Genomic DNA, 16750 nt, shown 5'->3' with positions numbered 1-16750 from the left:
GGTTTCAAAAGGTTTGTAATGTACTGTATATCCTTCAGGTTCTTTGACATTTTCTATATCCTCCATCTGAACATCTCTTGGCACATCAACGACAACAGGGCCTGGCCTTCCTGTAGAAGCTATATAAAAAGCGTTTTTAACCCACACAGGTATTTCTTCTATGGTTTTTACTTCCACTGCATATTTTGTTACTGGAAATGAGACTCCTAAAGTATCGGATTCCTGGAATGATAGTTTTCCCATTGAATTCCTGTTGACAGCGCCTGTAATTGCAACAACAGGAGATGAATCCTGGTATGCTGTGATAAGCCCGGTTACTATATTTGTAACGCCAGGTCCTGCAGTTGCAGTGCATACACCAGGAATCCCGGTTGCCCTGGCATATCCATCAGCAGCATGTGCAGCTGCCTGTTCATGCCGCATTAAAATATGGCGTAATTCTCCACTTTCCATATCTTCTATCATAGAATCATACATTGGCATGTTATATAACCCGGGTATGCCGAATATGTCCTTTACACCTTCCCTTTTTAAGGATTCAACAAGTAATTTAGAACCTTTCAAGAAAAACACCTTCAAAAACTTTAAAACTCAATAGCCTGCTATTATATAATCTGGCCTTAAAAAATATGCCACAGATGTTAGATAAACCTATTCACATTCATTTTTCTCACTCTACCGTATTACAGATTCATTGACAGTCATTTTCAATCGTATTTAACGCTGCAACAATACTACAATAAAGGTAATCTCTAATAACACTTCATACTATTTAATTATTTTCATTAAGTTTTTCTCCATTTTTCATTTTTTGAAGCAATATTAAAAAATGTTAAATAAGATATTGAATTTAATTTAAAAATGAAGCGTTCTGATTTAACATACAGTGGTCCAGAAAGAGCACCAAACAGGTCATATATGAAAGCTATGGGTTTAAATGACGACGATCTTAAAAATTACATGGTTGGTGTCGCAGCAGCATGGAATGAGGCGGGCCCATGCAACATACATGTTCTTTCACTGGCAAATGATACAAAAGAAGGAGTAAGAAGCATGCATGGAACTCCGAGAGTGTTTACCACACCAGTTGTCATAGATGGAATAGCAATGGGTACTGAAGGAATGAAATATTCTCTTGTTAGCAGGGAACTCATAGCAAATACCATAGAACTTACAGTTAATGCACATGGCTATGATGGTTTTGCTGCACTATCTGGATGTGATAAGACATCTCCAGGAATGATGATGGCAATGGCAAGAATGAATATACCATCAATTGTTATGTATTCTGGCACCACTTTACCGGGTTATTACAGGGGAAAGCGTATAGCAGTCGGTGATCTGTTTGAAGCTGTAGGATCATACATGAATAATGCCATGACATTGCAGGATTTCAAACTCATGGAAAACAATGCAGTGCCAACTGCAGGAGCATGTGGCGGGCTTTACACAGCAAATACTATGGCCATGATGACTGAAGTACTTGGCCTTGCATTGCCTGGTAGTGCATCACCACCGGCAGTTGATGGAGCACGGAAAGAATTTGCCTATAAAACCGGACAGACAGTAATGCAACTTATAGAAAATGGATTAAAGCCAAGAGACATATTAACAGAAGAATCATTTTACAATGCAATAACTGTATTGATGGCTTCCGGCGGATCTACCAATGCTGTCCTGCACCTTCTGGCAATAGCACATGAAGCCAGAATAAAGTTAAATCTGGATGACTTTGACAGAATTTCAAGAAAAGTTCCAGAAATAGTTAACATGAAACCTTCCGGAGAATATGTTATGGCGGATCTCGATAACGCTGGCGGAGTTCCAGTATTAATAAAAGTTCTGCTGGACCATGGCCTTCTGAATGGTGATCAGTTAACAGTAACAGGGAAAACAATAAAGGAAAATCTTAAGGATATAAAAGTGTACAAAAATGATATTATATCTGATTTTGAAAAGCCATACAAACCTGATGGTGGAATAAGCATATTGAAAGGAAATCTTGCAACAGATGGCGGTGTATTCAAAACTTCAGCTTCCAGGGTTAAATACCATAAGGGCCCTGCAAAGGCATTTAATTCAGAAGAAGAAACTTTCAAGGCCATTAAAGATAAAAAAATAACGGCGGGAGATACCATTGTAATAAGATACGAAGGACCTAAAGGAGGGCCAGGAATGAGGGAAATGCTTTCAGTAACTTCAGAATTAATAGGTGAAGGTCTTGGTGACAGTGTTGCATTGATAACGGACGGAAGATTTTCAGGTGCCACAAGAGGAATTATGGTAGGGCACATTGCACCTGAAGCAATGGATGGCGGTTTAATTGCCCTTATTAAAGATGGCGATATTATCGAAATAGATGCACCAAATAGAAAGATCAGCCTTCTGGTAGATGAGCAGGAAATAGAAAAAAGGAGAAAAGAGTGGAAAAAGCCTGACATAAGATACGAAACAGGCCTTTTAAACCAGTATGCAAGACTGGTATCATCATCTGCTAAAGGTGCTGTGATGCAATAACCAAAATAATATATATTTTTTATTAATAGCGATTAATGGATAGCACAGAAGACATGAATAAATTAGAGGATGATGTAACAAAGCAGCTTGACGAGTTCAGGGAAAAAGCTGAAAAGAATTTCAATGAAATCTATGATAAATTGAACAATCAAAAGCTTTCAGAAGAAAGCGAAGAAAACCTTTCTCTTGCACTTACAATGATGGAAGCGCTGGGAATTGATATACTTCACCTTATAAGGGATTATGAAGACCTTGTAGAGTATCTAGATCTTTTAAGAAAGTTATAAATTTGAAAATTTAAATTAAATTTTTATTGATTGAACCCAGTAATTTATTTTATAATGTTTTCATTATAATTCGTTTGAGTGTATCGGGTTTTATCAAAAATTATAATTAACAATATTAACAGAAATTGAAGAAGTTTATTAGAACACCCGCCTCCTATAACTACTTAAATAAAATATATGTTATAATAAAGGAAACCCAGATATATTTACAATAACTGAAATACTTTTTGTAAAAATAAACAAAACTGTACTATACACATTATCGGAAATTTAAAATTAAATAGGAATCTTATAAAAGAGATAACCTAACTATTTTTTTTTCTTGTGTTTTTCATGAGTTGTAACAAGTACTGCAAAAATTATAGCAACCAATAAAAATATAATTTCACTTAATTCAATTTGAATCATAATATGACCTGAAGCAATTACCTCTTTAAATAAAAATTTACTATTATTACTATTTTCGATTGTATTTATATTTATAAAATAGATATTTCTGAAATAATCCAGTAGAAAAACTGTAATAATGGAATATATTATAGCGATAAATATGATAAAATAAGAAAAAAATTTTGAAAATCTTAAAAGAAATTTCTCCTTTTTTGGTGAAAAAAATCCAAAATAAACATTTATAATTATCAGCATTATGTTAATTCCCAGAAAATAAAGCACATTATAAGCAAAGAAGTTTATAGCCATAGTCATTCACTTAAGAAAACGTATCCAAATAAATTTTTCTACAATTGCCTTAAAATTTATTATTTAAAATAACAAAATCTTGAAAGATCAAGTTCTAATTCTGAAGAGCTTTATAAATGCACCTTTTATTTCATCAAACATATTCAGGTTAAGCTTTGTTTTTAACCTTGCTTTTTTGTACCGTACACATTTGCCGATCGCTATTTTTGATGCAATGTCGGATTATCATTACTGATATTGATGTTTTTCCCGAATTCATGCCTGTATACTGGAACAAAAGTGAACGGTATTCCTATAAATATTTTATTTATCTATTTTAATATTATTATTTCAAACTATATTTTTTTAATGCATCATAAACTAAATTCCTGTATATTTTATTAATTATAATTCAATCAGAAATTTTAGACAATAGATAAAATTAATCAATAATCTTTAAATCTATTTTATATTCGCTTAGAGTTTTTTTGGCTTTAATAAATTCCTTATCCGCAGTATATAAATTAACAATATTATAATCATTAATTTTTAATTCAATACAATTTGAAACATGAATTAAATCCAATGTTTTTAACTTCAATTTATCGGATAAATTTAAGGATGTAGATAATACTGTATTTACATTGCCAAATCCCGGAATAAATGTGTTGTCAATTTTTGATAATAAATTTATTTTGTATTTCCTAACTAAATGGATCGCATATGCAGGTGGATTTTCAATGTTATTGCGACTTAAATAAGAGGTTAATTCAACAAGCCCAAGATCTGACATAACGCAATCCCCCTCATTTATTATATTATTTACATTTGAAAATCTATAATCTTTCCTATCCAGAAGGATTATAACCACACTCGTATCAAGATAATTCAAAATCTGTCACGATCCTTTAAAAATTTATTCAATGCATTATTGAGGCGTAGGGATACCCTATCATCATAATTCTGATCGTAGCTATTTGAGATGCTTAATATATTATTCCAGAAGTCAAAGTTTTTTATTCCTGTTTTTATAATTATATTTAATGCTGCATTTCTTGAGTTGAATATGCCAGCTTCTACCATTTTGTCTATTTTAGTTAACGTTGTTTTATCCAACCTCAAGGGAACAACATCTGTATTCATGTATACTTTATCCGTATACCATACTTATATTTTTTTATAAATTGAACTATGATTGTAATAATATTCAACTGAGGGCAATGATATATGATTTAATGATGGTTTAAAATGCCCAAATAGTTTGATGTATGGAAAAATGTATTTAAGTGTTATAATTTGAACCGTCTTAATAATTTATAAAAAATATTTATTAAACCCTTTCTATTAACATGGAGTATCCCTGTCCTCCGCCAACACATAGAGTTGCGATTCCCATATTTCCCTTTTTTTCCTGCAATGTTCTTGCAAGTGTTCCTGCTATTCTTGCTCCAGTAGCTCCCAGTGGATGCCCTATAGCTACAGATCCCCCATGAATGTTAACACGATTTCTGTCTATGTTCAGATGTTTCATCGCATTCAGTGTAACCACAGCAAATGCTTCATTTATTTCCCAGTAATCTATATCATCAACCGATAAATTGTTCTTCTTTAACAGTTTTTGTGTTGCAGGGACAGGACCATGGCCCATAATTGTTGGATCAACTCCAGCTGCCGCATAATCTATGACTTTAGCAAGAGGTTTCAATCCATATTCATTTAATTTTTCTCCGGAGACCAGCATCAGCAATGAAGCTCCTGAGCTTAATGGTGGCGAATTTCCTGCGGTCACAAGCCCATCTTCTACAAAGGCTGGTTTAAGCTTTCTTATACCCTCAAGAGTCGATTCAGGGCGTGGTGTCTGATCCAGATTAATCGTTTTTTCAATCCCTTCATGCTTGACTGTCACAGGTAGGATTTCACCATTAAAATATCCATTTTCAATTGATTTTGCAGTAAGTTTCTGTGATTCGAATGAAAAGATATCCATTTCTTCCCTTGATATGTTATTTAATCGGGCAAGTTTTTCAGCTGTTAGCCCCACGTGGTATGAGACATCCATATCAAATTTTTTATATTTTGGGTTATTCATCAGTTCATCACTGTATTTTACATACGGATCATTATAAAGAGGGACATGTGTCATATGTTCCATTCCCCCAGCCAGAACTATATCGGAATTTCCGGTTTGAATTTCCATTGCACCTATTGCTGTTGCATTCAGGGAAGATGAACAGGCACGGTCTATAGACATTGCTGGGACTGATACCGGCAAATCTGATAATAGAACCTGGTGCCTTCCTCCATATGTCCAGTTTTCGCCTGCCTGAATGGCACATCCAGTAATTACATCTCCTATATCTTCTGGATTAATTCCGGTGCCTAAAGAATCTCTTATAAGCCTGGAAAGCAACACATCCATTGAAATTCCATTATATGCATCTTTTTCAGGCTTATCCGGTTTTGCTCTTGAAAACGGTGTCCGTTTGTAATATGTTATGTAAACATCTTTCATATCAATCACTCTTTTATTTTAAATATGCAATAATGCATATTAACAAATTTATACAATTATAATAATAAGTTTAATAAGCATTGCTTATGAAACCTTTTGAAAAAATAAATGTAACTTAAACAAAGAAATTACTCCACAAGTTCCAATGTTAATGTATGCCCCCCACCGCCACCGTGGCATATCGTTGCCAATCCGGTTTTCATATGCCTGCTCTGAAGTGCGTTTATTAAAGTTACAATTATTCTGGATCCGCTATTTCCTAGCGGATGGCCTATAGCAATCGCACCGCCATTTACATTGAATCTATCCTTGTCGATTCCAAGCTGGTCTCTGACTATAATAGAAGCTACGGAAAATGCCTCATTATGCTCAATAAGGTCATAGTCATCTATTTTTTTGTGCTGCTTAAAAAGCAGTTTGCGTGTAGCGGGTATTGGCGCTTCCACAAAATCTCTTGTATCGAGGGAAGCAGAACTGAAACCTGTAATTTTTGCAACTGGTTTCAACCCATATTCATTTAACGCTCTTTCCGAAACCAGAAGCAATGCTGATGCACCATCCGAAAGCTGTGAAGAGCTTCCGGCTGTAAGAATCCCATTTCTGTCGAATGCAGTATTCAATTTTGCCAGGTCTTCCATAGATGTTTTTCTTATGCCCTCATCTTTTTCAACATTCTCAACCTTTACAATTTCCTTTGCAAATTCTCCCGATTCCGTTGCCCTCAATGCCCTATTCTGGCTTTCAACAGAAAATTCATCTGCCTGTTCTCTTGTAATTCCATATTTTTTTGCAGAATGCTCTGCGGAAACACCCATGTGCTCTCCATACAGTGAATCAATTAAACCATCAACAAGCATAGAATCCTCTATTTTTAAATTTTTATAAAGAAGCTGCTTTGGGCCCCATCTAAATTCAGAAGGCAAGATTAAAGGGGAGTTGCTCATATTTTCAAATCCTCCTGAAACTATTATATCATGTTCTCCAAGCATAATTTCTCTTGCAGCATTTTCAGTTGCAAGCATTCCTGAAGCACATACTACATTTACGGTGTTTTTCGTAACCTCCGGTTTAAGTCCGGCATAAAAAGCAGCCTGGCCGGCAGGATTCTGGCCAACATTTGCCTGGATAACGTTTCCCATTATAACTTCCTCTATTAAGTCTTTATCAATGCCCGAATCCTGAATAACTCCTTTAATAGCGGATGCACCCAGTTCAGTAGCCCTGATCTTTGAAAATGATTTCCCAAATTTGCCAATGGGTGTACGTTTTGCAGAAACTATATACACATCTTCCATAGTATCATAATTCATATAGCCCATATGTATTTTATCATCGTCTATCATCGAACGACAGGTTATAGGAAAATTTAATAATATAAGTATTATTCCACGTTAATGGCAGATCAAAATAATGAGAATTCAGATACTGATAATATTGAGAATACTGAGAATAATCAATATAATAATAACGAAAATGTTGCAGGCGTGGAAGAAAGCAAGCAAAACCAGCAAACTGTCAACGCTAAACCTGAAAAACCAAAATCAGATATCAAATTATATATAGAATTAGGCATAATTATTGTTGGGCTTATATTAATAATTATAGCATCAGTGCAGATTAAAGATATAGGACATGTTAAGTGGAACAGTGTTACTGAAATTGCATTTCCACTCAGCATCATTCTTATTATAACGCCCGCGTTTTTATATTTCGAAAAACTGAGGTCATTGAAACCGGCACTTGTTATACTTATTATGGTATTGGTAGGCATATCAACCCTTTATATTCTTCTTGGCCCTTACAAAATGTTTACCGTTCATTTCGGGCTTCTTGGTGATGTAATAGTGGAATATTTAATTGGTATATTCTTTATAGTGTTTATGGTATCACACCTTACCAAAGTACATCTGTTAAAAAAACAAAATAACTAAATTTTTTTTATAAATTTTTTAGCTTCATCCAGTGCTATAGAGATAACCTTTTCAGGGTCGTTCTCCTTTATTAATTTTCCATCGCCATGTTTTGTATTTATATTCAGTTCTCCAACAGAAATTACGGTTTTGCCTTCTGTAAGTGCGAAAGCTGCTTCTGACGTTGTTCCAGAATAGCCCTCAATTGCTATAATAGCATCAGATGCCCGTACAATAAAGAAATTTCGTAAATATCCAATTCCAGTTGGAATCGCAAGTGATAAATATTTATTTCCTGCCATTCTATCTTCTCCAGGCAGAATTCCTATAACCATACCTTTATTGTCGTATACACCGTGTGCAACACACTCCATTATTCCACCATTGCCGCCACAAAAAACGGCACAGTTGTTTTCAGCAAGCTTTTCTCCTATTTTGTATGCGATCTGGCAATATTTTTCATCTGCAAAACTTCCGCCTATGACTCCAATATGATACTGATACATATTTATTATATTTATGAATAGTATATAATTATTTGATTTTAGATATGTACAGAGTTATATCTCTAACAGATTTTACATAGGCAATTTCACCCTTTGTAAAAGTTTCTTTTGGATCATCAGGCACTGCTCTCCATATCTGTGAATCAACTGCAATTTCATAATAGTTATTCTTCAGTGATGATTTAATTTCTCCGGTTTTCCCTATCATTGAAGTTTTTCCCGTTGCCGGCTGCCTTCTAAACGGATGCCTGATCCAGAATCTTGCAAACCACGCACCTATGAAAAATGAAACTATTGTATCCAGTATATAGCCAATTACTATTACGTCTCCCATAAAAAATACATGTAAAAGAAATATATTAAGGTTAATATTTTAAAAGGAAAACAAAATATATTTTAAAGTGCAGTCAATCATATAAGTATGTCTGGAAAAAATATACTGATAGCAGGTACTGGATCGCTTGGAAGATCACTCAGTTATAACCTGTTGCTAAACCACAATCATGTGGTCATAAATTCAAGAAATAATGAAAAGTTAAAACAAATAGTTTCAGAGTATTCAATATACGGCAAAATAGATTATATTGCAAAGGAATTAAACGATGAAAAGAGCTGCGAAGCACTTATTGAAGAATCGATCTATTCATTAAAATCATTAAATGCACTGGTAATAATGGTAGGTGGCTTTATAGAAGATAATATTGAAGATTTAAAAGGGCTTGATCAGATGCTCCTCAATCATTTAAAAATTCCGTTATATCTGGCAAAATATGCAGTGAAGCACATGGAATATGGTTCATCAATAATTTTTATCAGCAATTCGTCGGTTTCAACGAAAAACAAAACGCACCTTTTATCATATACAATCTCTAAATCCGCTCTGGAAAAGGCCGCAAAAATAATGGCATCAGAACTTCTCAATAGAGGGATAAGGGTAAATGTTGTTGCTCCTGAATATATAAAGCAGTGCTTTGAAATAGGGAGAGATTATTCAAAAATGAGGAAATATGGAGATCTGGAAACGCCACCTGAGGATATCTCCAATGTAATAACCTACCTTATTGACGGAAATTCCTCATGGATAAATGGTGCCGTAATACCTGTAGATGGAGGGCACAGTTTAAAATGAGCATTGAAGAACTCAATAAAGAAATAATTGCATGCAGAAAATGCTCCCGATTGGTCGAATACAGGAATACAAGATCTGTTCCGGAGAAATATGCAATTGAAACATACTGGAATAAGCCACTGACAGGCTATGGTGATATAAATGGAAAATTACTTGTTGTTGGGCTTGCTCCTGCCTTTAATGGTGGAAACCGAGCCGGGAGAATATTCACCGGAGACAAAAGTTCCGATTTCCTTATTTCATCAATGTACGAAGCGGGATTTACCAATATTCCTGTATCAGAAAACATTAATGACGGCTTAAAATACAATAACATGTATATTACTCTTGCTTTAAAATGTGCTCCACCTGATAACATACCTCTAAAATGCGAGCTTGAGAATTGCAATCCTTATATTGAAAAAGAAATAGATGCAATGCATAAACTAAAAGCCATACTTTGCCTTGGTAAAATTTCATTTGATTCCATAATAAAATACTTCAGATCCAGAAATATCAAAACTACTGGCATTAAATTCATCAATGAAAAGTACTATGATATAGCTGGGATAAGACTATACTGCTCATACCATCCAAGTCCGAGAAATGTGAATACCGGCCTTTTAAAAAAGGAAGATTTTATAGCACTATTAAAAGAGATAAAGAATTTTATAAATTGATCATTCTTTTTTGTGGTAAAGCCATTTATCATTTTCAAGATGCATATATCCACCATTTCGCATATACACTCTTATTGCCTTATTATATTCAGATTCTATTTCCTCAAAACTGTGCCGGCATATCCTGCTTCTTTTAATAACTTTTCTGACGCAATCCATCCTGGCACCACATTTATTTAAAGCTTTTTTGAGGTTTGTGATATTATCCTTTTCATTCTTCAATTTTTGCTTTTCCTTGGTTAAGTAACCGGGCTCAAATCTTTCCCTGGAAGAATGTTTTCTCCTGCGTACGAATGTTGCTCTTTTTGGAATAAACATTCCCTTTCTCTGTGATACTGCCATCGTATTATCAATGAAAAAATAATATTAAAATCTATGTTTACTTTAATACTAAAGTATTAATTTACAAAATTTAATAATTATAATATTTTATTAGCTTATCTATTCCCTCATCAAGAGATATTTTCGCTTTAAATCCGATTTTTTCCTCAGTTTTTTTAATATCTGCAAGGGTATAGTATACATAGGTATCTTTCATTGGATTTTCGATGTATTCAGATTTTATACTCTTACCAAGATGTTTATTAAGAATTTTTACCATTTCATTCAGTGTATAGTTTTTCCCTGTTCCAACATTGTAAACATTGAATTTTTTATTATTCTCCGCAGCCAACATGAGTGCATTTACCAGGTCGTCAATAAAAACGAAATCCCTTTTCTGTTCTCCATCGCCATACAGTACAGGTGCTACATTGTCATGCATTGCCCAGAGGAACTGAGATACCAGATTTGCATATATCTTCTTTGACCTTTCATTGTAGCCATATACTGAGAAGAACCTCATTCCCGAAACATCCATTCCGTAAAGATTGCAGTAAAGGTTTGCTATTCTCTCCATTGCTATTCTGGCCTCTGTATAATAATCAGAGACCTTTGGTATAACATCTTCTTTTTGTATATCTATGCCATTATAAATTGAGGAAGTTGAAGCATAAACAATTTTTGATTTGGATTTCTTTCCATATTCGAGGACAGTTATAAGGTCATCTATTGCATTTGCTATTAGATGAGGATTATTCTTATACATTGGAGAAGAAGAATATATTCCAATATGGAAAATATAATCAGGATTTATTTCATAATCATTAATATTTTTAACTCTGTCTTTAATAAATTCTATTCTATCGGCGGATTCCTCTAAATTATGCAATGACCCTGTTTGAAGATCATCAAGTGCATATACATGGTTTTCCTTTGATAATGCATTCACCAGATTAGAGCCTATAAAACCTGCGCCACCAGTAACAAGTATTTCCTTATTCTTAATTGACATAACTGGTAATTATAAGTATATATAAATAAGTTTTTTATTTTTCTACACATTATTGAATTTAAAACTCGAGCTATGTTTTAGCTCACATTTAAATTTAGTTTGCAATAATGGTATATGGATGTAAGAATTATTGAAAATTCATCACAAATAAGTGACTTCATGGAAATTATAAAATCTGCATGGCACAGTGAAAGTGCATTATCAGGTTTTAAAGATACAATACATTCCATGGCATATCACGGGGGCTTTGTGCTTGGTGCATTCGATGGAAACAGGTTAATAGGAATGAGTTTTTCATACCCTGGCTATAAAAAAGGCCAGGTTTATTTATATTCACACATGACAGGTGTGATTGATGAACAGAAATATTCAGGTGCCGGATACGCGCTTAAAATAAAGCAGAGGGAACTGGCACTTAATTATGGCTATGACATGATTGCCTGGACATTCGATCCTGTAATGAGCCTTAATGGCTATTTCAATATTGGAAAGCTAGGAGCGGTATCACGAACTTATCTCGATAATTTTTATGGAATAATGGATGACGGAATCAATAAAGGCGTTCCAACTGATCGCCTTGTAGCAGAATGGCACATTCATGAAAATTATAACAGGTCTTATGAAGAACCACAATTTATTAACACTGTTGATGGTTACCAGATGGCATTTAATGAGAAACCGGAAAAGGATGTCATAGGAATCAAAATGATAAAAGATTTTTACGAATTTAAGAAAACTGATATTGACGGTGCCTTAAAGGCTAAAATGTTGATAAGATCGAAATTTCATGAACTCTTTTTGGAAGGATATGTAATTATAAATTTTGATAAAAATAACAATTCATATATATTCAAGAAAAATTTTAAATTAAGTAAAATAAATATTTTTGAATGATTATGGCAAATCCCAATCTGGATCTATCTGGACCTTTCCCAGTGCAGCTTCCAGTTGAACCCTTTTCTCGACAGATGCAACAATTTTTTTCACATGCACAACTGCATCCGGATTTACAGAAATATCATCAATACCTGATCTTACAAGAAAATCAACAATTTCATCATACTGGGAAGGTGCCTGTCCACATATTGACACAATTTTACCATCTCTGTGCGCTATTTTTATCAGATACCGTATTGCCCTTTTTACTGCAAGGTCCCGCTCGTCAAACATGGAACTCATTTTTCCATTATTCCTGTCAGAACCAAGGAGAAGCATGGTAAGGTCATTGGAGCCGATAGAATATCCATCAACATACTGGTTAAATTTATCTGCAAGTATGATATTGCTCGGGATCTCAGACATAAGGAAGAGTTTAAAGTCCTTTGTCCTTTCAAGGCCATTATCCTCCATTATTTTAACAACTCTCTTCAATTCCTCAACAGTTCTGGTAAATGGTATCATGACCCATAGATTTTTCAGCAGGTATTCATCTCTCGCCTTCTTAATTGCCATTAATTCAAGTTTAAAAGCATCCTTGTAACGGTCATCATAGTATCTGGAAGCGCCTCTCCATCCAAGAAGCGGGTTATCCTCTTCCGGTTCAAACTCTTTGCCGCCTATCAGGCTTTTGTATTCATCAGATTTAAAATCTGAAAACCTTAAAACTACCGGCCTTGGTGCAAAATCTCTGCACACCCGTGCAAGTTCAGAAGACAGTTTATCAACAAAATACTCACCTCTGCCATTTTTTATTAATGAAAGAGGATGTTCACCGATTTCTGCCCATATGAATTCTTCTCTCATCAGCCCAATGCCATCAGAGGGCAATTTTGAAACTTTTTCGGAAAGCTGTGGCTCCCCCATATTAACCATAACCTTTGTACCGGTGATAATCTCGCTTTCATACGATACATTATTTGCAGGTTTTTTCTCATCTTCCTGTTTAATTAGTTTTCCGGGGTAAACAAGCCCGTTCTTTGCATCTACCGTTATTATTTCACCATTTTTAATGGTTTCAGTTGCCTTTTTGCCGAATGAAGATGTTCCGACGATGCATGGGACTCCAAGTTCTCTGGATACTATCGCAGCATGGCATGTAAGTCCGCCTTCGTCGGTAATAATGGCTCTGGCTTTTCCCATTACTGGGACCCAGTCAGGGGCTGTCATTTTTGTAATCAGTATATCCCCGTCCTTAAATTGTTCCATTTCATCAACAGAATATAATATTCTGGCAGTACCCGAAACCTTTCCAGGAGAAGCAGGCAAACCTTTTAAAATAACATTATTTTCATCCATTACATTTTGTTGTTCCATATTTTCATCTCTTTTATTATCATTCCATACAGTTTCAAATCTCGCCTGTAAAATATATATTTTATGGTCAAATGAGTCCTTAGCCCATTCTATATCCATACTGTTTCCATAATGCTTTTCCAGCAATCTCCCATAATTTGCAAGTTTTATAACTTCATCATCAGAAATAGACTGTTTATTGGCCATTTCTTTATCAACGACCAATTCCTCTGTTCCACCGGTTTCCAAACATTTTAGCATTTTATTTTTACTGGTAATTATTTTATTGGAAATTGTCATTGTGTTTTTATCAATATAATAAGTATCTGGAGTTACAACGCCCCCTACAATGTATTCGCCAAGTCCATAGCTTGATTCTACAATAATCTTAGAGGTATCTCCAGTTGATACATCGACTGTGAACATTACCCCGGACGCTTCAGAAAATAATTGTTTTTGAACCGCTGCAGCCAGATATATATTGAAATGGCCGAAATGTTTTTTTTCCCTGTAATAAATAGCTCTGGGGCTGAACAGGCTGGCATAGCATAATTTTATGTTCTGGACAACTTCATCTTCTCCATGGATATTTAAAAATGTATCCTGTTCCCCTGCAAAACTTGCATCCGGCAAATCTTCGGATGTTGCCGATGACCTGACTGCAACATATATATTTTTTTCCTTTTCAATAAGTTTTCTGTAATATTCTCTTATTTCCATTCCAAGTTGTTTATTGAAATGCGCTTTAAGGAAAAGGTCTTTAATTTTCTCACTTGTTTCCTTTAATTTTCTTGAATTATCAATATCTGTTTGATTTATAAGATCAATGATTCTGTCATCCAGATCATTTTCCTTTATAAACTCCTTATAAGCAAAACTTGTTGTAGAAAATCCATTTGGTACAGGTATGCTTTTTATTTTTATCATTTCGCCCAAATTCGCGGATTTTCCTCCCACAATAGGCACATCTTCTTTTGAAATCTCACTAAACCACAGAATTCTAATGCTAGTTTTATCTGTCATTAACTAAATATTTTTTTTAGGTATTTAACTACTATCTGTATTAATAGTCATTTTTCGTCAATACCCGTAGATAAGATATAGTAAAAGTTTCGGAATTTATAAATTTCATGCCTCATTATCAATATTATCCAGTCTATAACTCCGTATTATTAACGATTTCCACGCATTTGTTCATAAATCTATTATAAATTACATAAAAACAATAAGTTTAAATAAAATAATAGTATCGCTAAAATTTTTATGTGGATTGAAAATTCACAAATTTTAATTATGTAGTGAGCATAATCAATTATGTTAGAAGATAAATTTGTAGTTATTAACGATGCAAAAATTCACTATATAGAGGATGGAAATGGAACACCTTTCATTTTCTGCCATGGAGCAAGATTTAATTCGCGAACATATGAAGAAACCGATACCATCCAAACCGTTGTAGATTCGGGATTTCATGCAATTTCATTGGATTTTCCTGGTTATGGAAAATCGGAAAATCTTTCAATAGATATGTATACATTTCTAGCCAACTTTGTCGATATATTGCACCTTCCGCCGGTTGTAATACTCGGGGCATCAATGGGAGGAGAGGCAGTTACAGGATTTGCCACAAAATACCCGGATAAAGTTAAAGGTCTGGTTCTGGTCGGTGCTGTGGGAGTTTCAGAATTTGAATCAAATTTGAGTAAACTAGAAGGAAAACCCATGCTTCTTTTGTGGGGGAAAAGCGATGCAATTTCCGCGCCGGATAATTATGAACTGCTGATGCGCTATAATTCTGTAGCTCAATTCTATAATATCGGAAGACAACATGCATGCTATCTGGACGATCCAAAGGGCTTTAATGAAAAAATAAAGGAATTCCTTGCAAAACTTAAATAATTCATATAAATTAATCTATTTTCAACTTTTTATGCAATGCTGAATAAATTTGGAAATGCTTTCCATGGGAATTAATAAAATTTTTCAATTTTTTTTATTTAACAAAATGGCGTATAAATGGTAAAATATTAAATTGAATTCCAAATTCATTGATTGTTTTTTTGGCATATTTTATTGAACGTATGTTCTCAATTTTAACAATGTTTCCTTTTTGAATATTAGAGACCATTGAAGCAAGCTTTGCATAGTAACCGAATTCTTTCCCTATCTTTTCTTCATAAATCTCCCCTAAATTTTGAGTTCCATATTTACTGATGCAGTCAAATAATATTTCCGCTGATTTGATGGAAGGCAATATTCCTTCTCCCGTTAAAGGTGATACAGTTCCAATTGCCTCTCCAACTCCAATTATGTTTCCTTTCCAAACCGGGTTAAATAATGGGGCCATCCTTATATTCCTGGATGCGACTTTTATTTTCTTATATTTCCTGACCATATAGAAGTCTTCAGTAGTTCGAGAACCAATGCCTATGTGGAATTTATTGCCGAGCGGGAAACTCCAGAAATAGCCTCTCCCCCTCGGAAGAAAATAAAAATAAAAATCAGGAAAATTGGATTCTTCTGTTAAATACTCCAGTGTTTTATATTGAATATCTGCGTTATTTTGCCCGAGATATGACCGCGATATCCCGGTAGCGTCTATTATAATATCGCCATTTTTCTGGGCAATGATTTGCCGTTTAATGCCTTTTCTGCTATCTGTTTCCAGTTTGTTTTTATCAAAAGTGCAAAGCCCGTTTGGTGTTAATGTTTTCCCTGTAAAATTATTGCCTGAAAACGTAATGCTTTCAGCTCGGCTGAGTATATAATCTTTAAAGTCTATGTTGATTTTTGACATGTATTCAGACATTTTAAACTCGTTTGTCGCATAACCGCAGGGATTGTAATAATTGTCCTTTTGCGGGTCATAGCCACTCACGTCGAAACCAGAATTTCTAAGCCTATGATAAAGATATATTCCAGATATTCCAAGGCCAGCAATTTTTATCATTAATTCAGCAATTGTTGCGCAATACTTAAATTATTTC

General features: G+C 34.3%; 18 protein-coding genes. 7 read left to right on the top strand and 11 right to left on the bottom strand.

Annotated elements, in window-relative coordinates:
• A partial coding sequence (locus WKI77_RS05275) for a thiamine pyrophosphate-binding protein (protein ID WP_337860781.1) occupies nt 1-573 on the bottom strand: 573 nt, incomplete at its 3' end.
• A gap of 288 nt (nt 574-861) precedes the next feature.
• Between WKI77_RS05275 and ilvD the strand changes: the two genes are divergently transcribed.
• Both ilvD and WKI77_RS05265 read left to right on the top strand, forming a co-directional pair.
• Complete coding sequence (gene ilvD / locus WKI77_RS05270; RefSeq protein WP_337860780.1) at nt 862-2517, top strand: dihydroxy-acid dehydratase; 1656 nt, start codon at nt 862-864, stop codon at nt 2515-2517.
• Between the two features lie 35 nt (nt 2518-2552).
• Entirely contained in the window at nt 2553-2804 is a 252-nt protein-coding gene (locus WKI77_RS05265; protein ID WP_337860779.1) for a hypothetical protein, read from the top strand.
• Between the two features lie 1120 nt (nt 2805-3924).
• On the opposite strand, the gene WKI77_RS05260 is transcribed toward WKI77_RS05265, so the two are convergent.
• The 4 genes from WKI77_RS05260 to WKI77_RS05245 all read right to left on the bottom strand — a co-directional run bounded on the left by WKI77_RS05260 (nt 3925) and on the right by WKI77_RS05245 (nt 7337).
• The gene (locus tag WKI77_RS05260) at nt 3925-4374 is read right to left on the bottom strand and encodes a PIN domain-containing protein (protein WP_337860778.1); all 450 of its coding nucleotides are present in this window, start codon (nt 4372-4374) and stop codon (nt 3925-3927) included.
• Complete coding sequence (locus WKI77_RS05255) at nt 4371-4625, bottom strand: hypothetical protein (protein ID WP_337860777.1); 255 nt, start codon at nt 4623-4625, stop codon at nt 4371-4373. Before WKI77_RS05255 ends, WKI77_RS05260 begins: the two co-directional genes overlap by 4 nt.
• 187 nt (nt 4626-4812) lie before the next feature.
• A complete protein-coding gene (locus WKI77_RS05250) occupies nt 4813-5994 on the bottom strand; it encodes an acetyl-CoA C-acetyltransferase (RefSeq protein ID WP_337860776.1) in 1182 nt (393 codons plus the stop codon).
• Between the two features lie 128 nt (nt 5995-6122).
• Complete coding sequence (locus WKI77_RS05245) at nt 6123-7337, bottom strand: acetyl-CoA C-acetyltransferase (protein ID WP_337860775.1); 1215 nt, start codon at nt 7335-7337, stop codon at nt 6123-6125.
• Nucleotides 7338-7388: 51 nt separating this feature from the next.
• On the opposite strand from WKI77_RS05245, the gene WKI77_RS05240 reads away from it, so the two are divergent.
• Nucleotides 7389-7925 carry a hypothetical protein gene (locus WKI77_RS05240; RefSeq protein ID WP_337860774.1) on the top strand — a complete coding sequence of 179 codons (537 nt, stop codon included), beginning with the start codon at nt 7389-7391 and terminating at the stop codon, nt 7923-7925.
• Here WKI77_RS05240 and WKI77_RS05235 read toward each other — a convergent pair.
• The gene (locus tag WKI77_RS05235; RefSeq protein ID WP_337860773.1) at nt 7922-8410 is read right to left on the bottom strand and encodes a TIGR00725 family protein; all 489 of its coding nucleotides are present in this window, start codon (nt 8408-8410) and stop codon (nt 7922-7924) included. The two genes, WKI77_RS05240 and WKI77_RS05235, sit on opposite strands and share 4 nt — an antisense overlap.
• Before the next feature lie 28 nt (nt 8411-8438).
• Nucleotides 8439-8744, bottom strand: coding sequence for an NfeD family protein (locus WKI77_RS05230; protein WP_337860772.1), 306 nt, complete (start codon nt 8742-8744; stop codon nt 8439-8441).
• An 87-nt stretch (nt 8745-8831) separates the two neighbouring features.
• Between WKI77_RS05230 and WKI77_RS05225 the strand changes: the two genes are divergently transcribed.
• Both WKI77_RS05225 and WKI77_RS05220 read left to right on the top strand, forming a co-directional pair.
• Nucleotides 8832-9539 (top strand): SDR family oxidoreductase, encoded by a 708-nt coding sequence (locus WKI77_RS05225; RefSeq protein ID WP_337860771.1) that lies wholly within the window; start codon nt 8832-8834, stop codon nt 9537-9539.
• Nucleotides 9536-10198, top strand: a complete 663-nt coding sequence (locus tag WKI77_RS05220) for a uracil-DNA glycosylase (RefSeq protein WP_337860770.1) — start codon at nt 9536-9538, stop codon at nt 10196-10198. The genes WKI77_RS05225 and WKI77_RS05220 overlap by 4 nt, the downstream gene beginning before the upstream one ends.
• Here WKI77_RS05220 and WKI77_RS05215 read toward each other — a convergent pair whose 3' ends face one another.
• Together WKI77_RS05215 and WKI77_RS05210 are read right to left on the bottom strand one after the other, a co-directional pair.
• Entirely contained in the window at nt 10199-10540 is a 342-nt protein-coding gene (locus tag WKI77_RS05215) for a hypothetical protein (protein ID WP_337860769.1), read from the bottom strand.
• Nucleotides 10541-10610: 70 nt separating this feature from the next.
• Entirely contained in the window at nt 10611-11531 is a 921-nt protein-coding gene (locus WKI77_RS05210; protein WP_337860768.1) for an NAD-dependent epimerase/dehydratase family protein, read from the bottom strand.
• Nucleotides 11532-11690: 159 nt separating this feature from the next.
• On the opposite strand from WKI77_RS05210, the gene WKI77_RS05205 reads away from it, so the two are divergent.
• On the top strand, nt 11691-12425 hold the full coding sequence (locus WKI77_RS05205) for a hypothetical protein (protein WP_337860767.1): 735 nt from the start codon (nt 11691-11693) through the stop codon (nt 12423-12425).
• Here the strand turns inward: WKI77_RS05205 and ppsA are convergent, their stop codons facing one another.
• The gene (gene ppsA / locus WKI77_RS05200; protein ID WP_337860766.1) at nt 12426-14786 is read right to left on the bottom strand and encodes a phosphoenolpyruvate synthase; all 2361 of its coding nucleotides are present in this window, start codon (nt 14784-14786) and stop codon (nt 12426-12428) included.
• Nucleotides 14787-15077: 291 nt separating this feature from the next.
• Here ppsA and WKI77_RS05195 point away from each other — a divergent pair, with 291 nt between their 5' ends.
• A complete protein-coding gene (locus WKI77_RS05195) occupies nt 15078-15662 on the top strand; it encodes an alpha/beta hydrolase (RefSeq protein ID WP_337860765.1) in 585 nt (194 codons plus the stop codon).
• A 94-nt stretch (nt 15663-15756) separates the two neighbouring features.
• Here the strand turns inward: WKI77_RS05195 and WKI77_RS05190 are convergent, their stop codons facing one another.
• Nucleotides 15757-16713 carry an NAD(P)/FAD-dependent oxidoreductase gene (locus WKI77_RS05190; protein WP_337860764.1) on the bottom strand — a complete coding sequence of 319 codons (957 nt, stop codon included), beginning with the start codon at nt 16711-16713 and terminating at the stop codon, nt 15757-15759.
• Nucleotides 16714-16750 lie beyond the last annotated feature (37 nt).

The sequence above is a fragment of the Ferroplasma sp. genome (assembly GCF_037442045.1).
GTDB lineage: Archaea > Thermoplasmatota > Thermoplasmata > Thermoplasmatales > Thermoplasmataceae > Ferroplasma.
This window is presented reverse-complemented; position numbering and strand designations above follow the sequence as displayed.

Bases quoted from the DNA above. Each gene is read 5' to 3' on its own strand.
- ilvD (WP_337860780.1), top strand. From the start codon at position 862: ATGAAGCGTTCTGATTTAACATACAGTGGTCCAGAAAGAGCACCAAAC.
- WKI77_RS05265 (WP_337860779.1), top strand. From the start codon at position 2,553: ATGGATAGCACAGAAGACATGAATAAATTAGAGGATGATGTAACAAAG.
- WKI77_RS05255 (WP_337860777.1), bottom strand. From the start codon at position 4,625: ATGAATACAGATGTTGTTCCCTTGAGGTTGGATAAAACAACGTTAACT.
- WKI77_RS05250 (WP_337860776.1), bottom strand. From the start codon at position 5,994: ATGAAAGATGTTTACATAACATATTACAAACGGACACCGTTTTCAAGA.
- WKI77_RS05245 (WP_337860775.1), bottom strand. From the start codon at position 7,337: ATGATAGACGATGATAAAATACATATGGGCTATATGAATTATGATACT.
- WKI77_RS05240 (WP_337860774.1), top strand. From the start codon at position 7,389: ATGGCAGATCAAAATAATGAGAATTCAGATACTGATAATATTGAGAAT.
- WKI77_RS05235 (WP_337860773.1), bottom strand. From the start codon at position 8,410: ATGTATCAGTATCATATTGGAGTCATAGGCGGAAGTTTTGCAGATGAA.
- WKI77_RS05230 (WP_337860772.1), bottom strand. From the start codon at position 8,744: ATGGGAGACGTAATAGTAATTGGCTATATACTGGATACAATAGTTTCA.
- WKI77_RS05225 (WP_337860771.1), top strand. From the start codon at position 8,832: ATGTCTGGAAAAAATATACTGATAGCAGGTACTGGATCGCTTGGAAGA.
- WKI77_RS05220 (WP_337860770.1), top strand. From the start codon at position 9,536: ATGAGCATTGAAGAACTCAATAAAGAAATAATTGCATGCAGAAAATGC.
- WKI77_RS05215 (WP_337860769.1), bottom strand. From the start codon at position 10,540: ATGGCAGTATCACAGAGAAAGGGAATGTTTATTCCAAAAAGAGCAACA.
- WKI77_RS05210 (WP_337860768.1), bottom strand. From the start codon at position 11,531: ATGTCAATTAAGAATAAGGAAATACTTGTTACTGGTGGCGCAGGTTTT.
- WKI77_RS05205 (WP_337860767.1), top strand. From the start codon at position 11,691: ATGGAAATTATAAAATCTGCATGGCACAGTGAAAGTGCATTATCAGGT.
- ppsA (WP_337860766.1), bottom strand. From the start codon at position 14,786: ATGACAGATAAAACTAGCATTAGAATTCTGTGGTTTAGTGAGATTTCA.
- WKI77_RS05195 (WP_337860765.1), top strand. From the start codon at position 15,078: ATGTTAGAAGATAAATTTGTAGTTATTAACGATGCAAAAATTCACTAT.
- WKI77_RS05190 (WP_337860764.1), bottom strand. From the start codon at position 16,713: ATGATAAAAATTGCTGGCCTTGGAATATCTGGAATATATCTTTATCAT.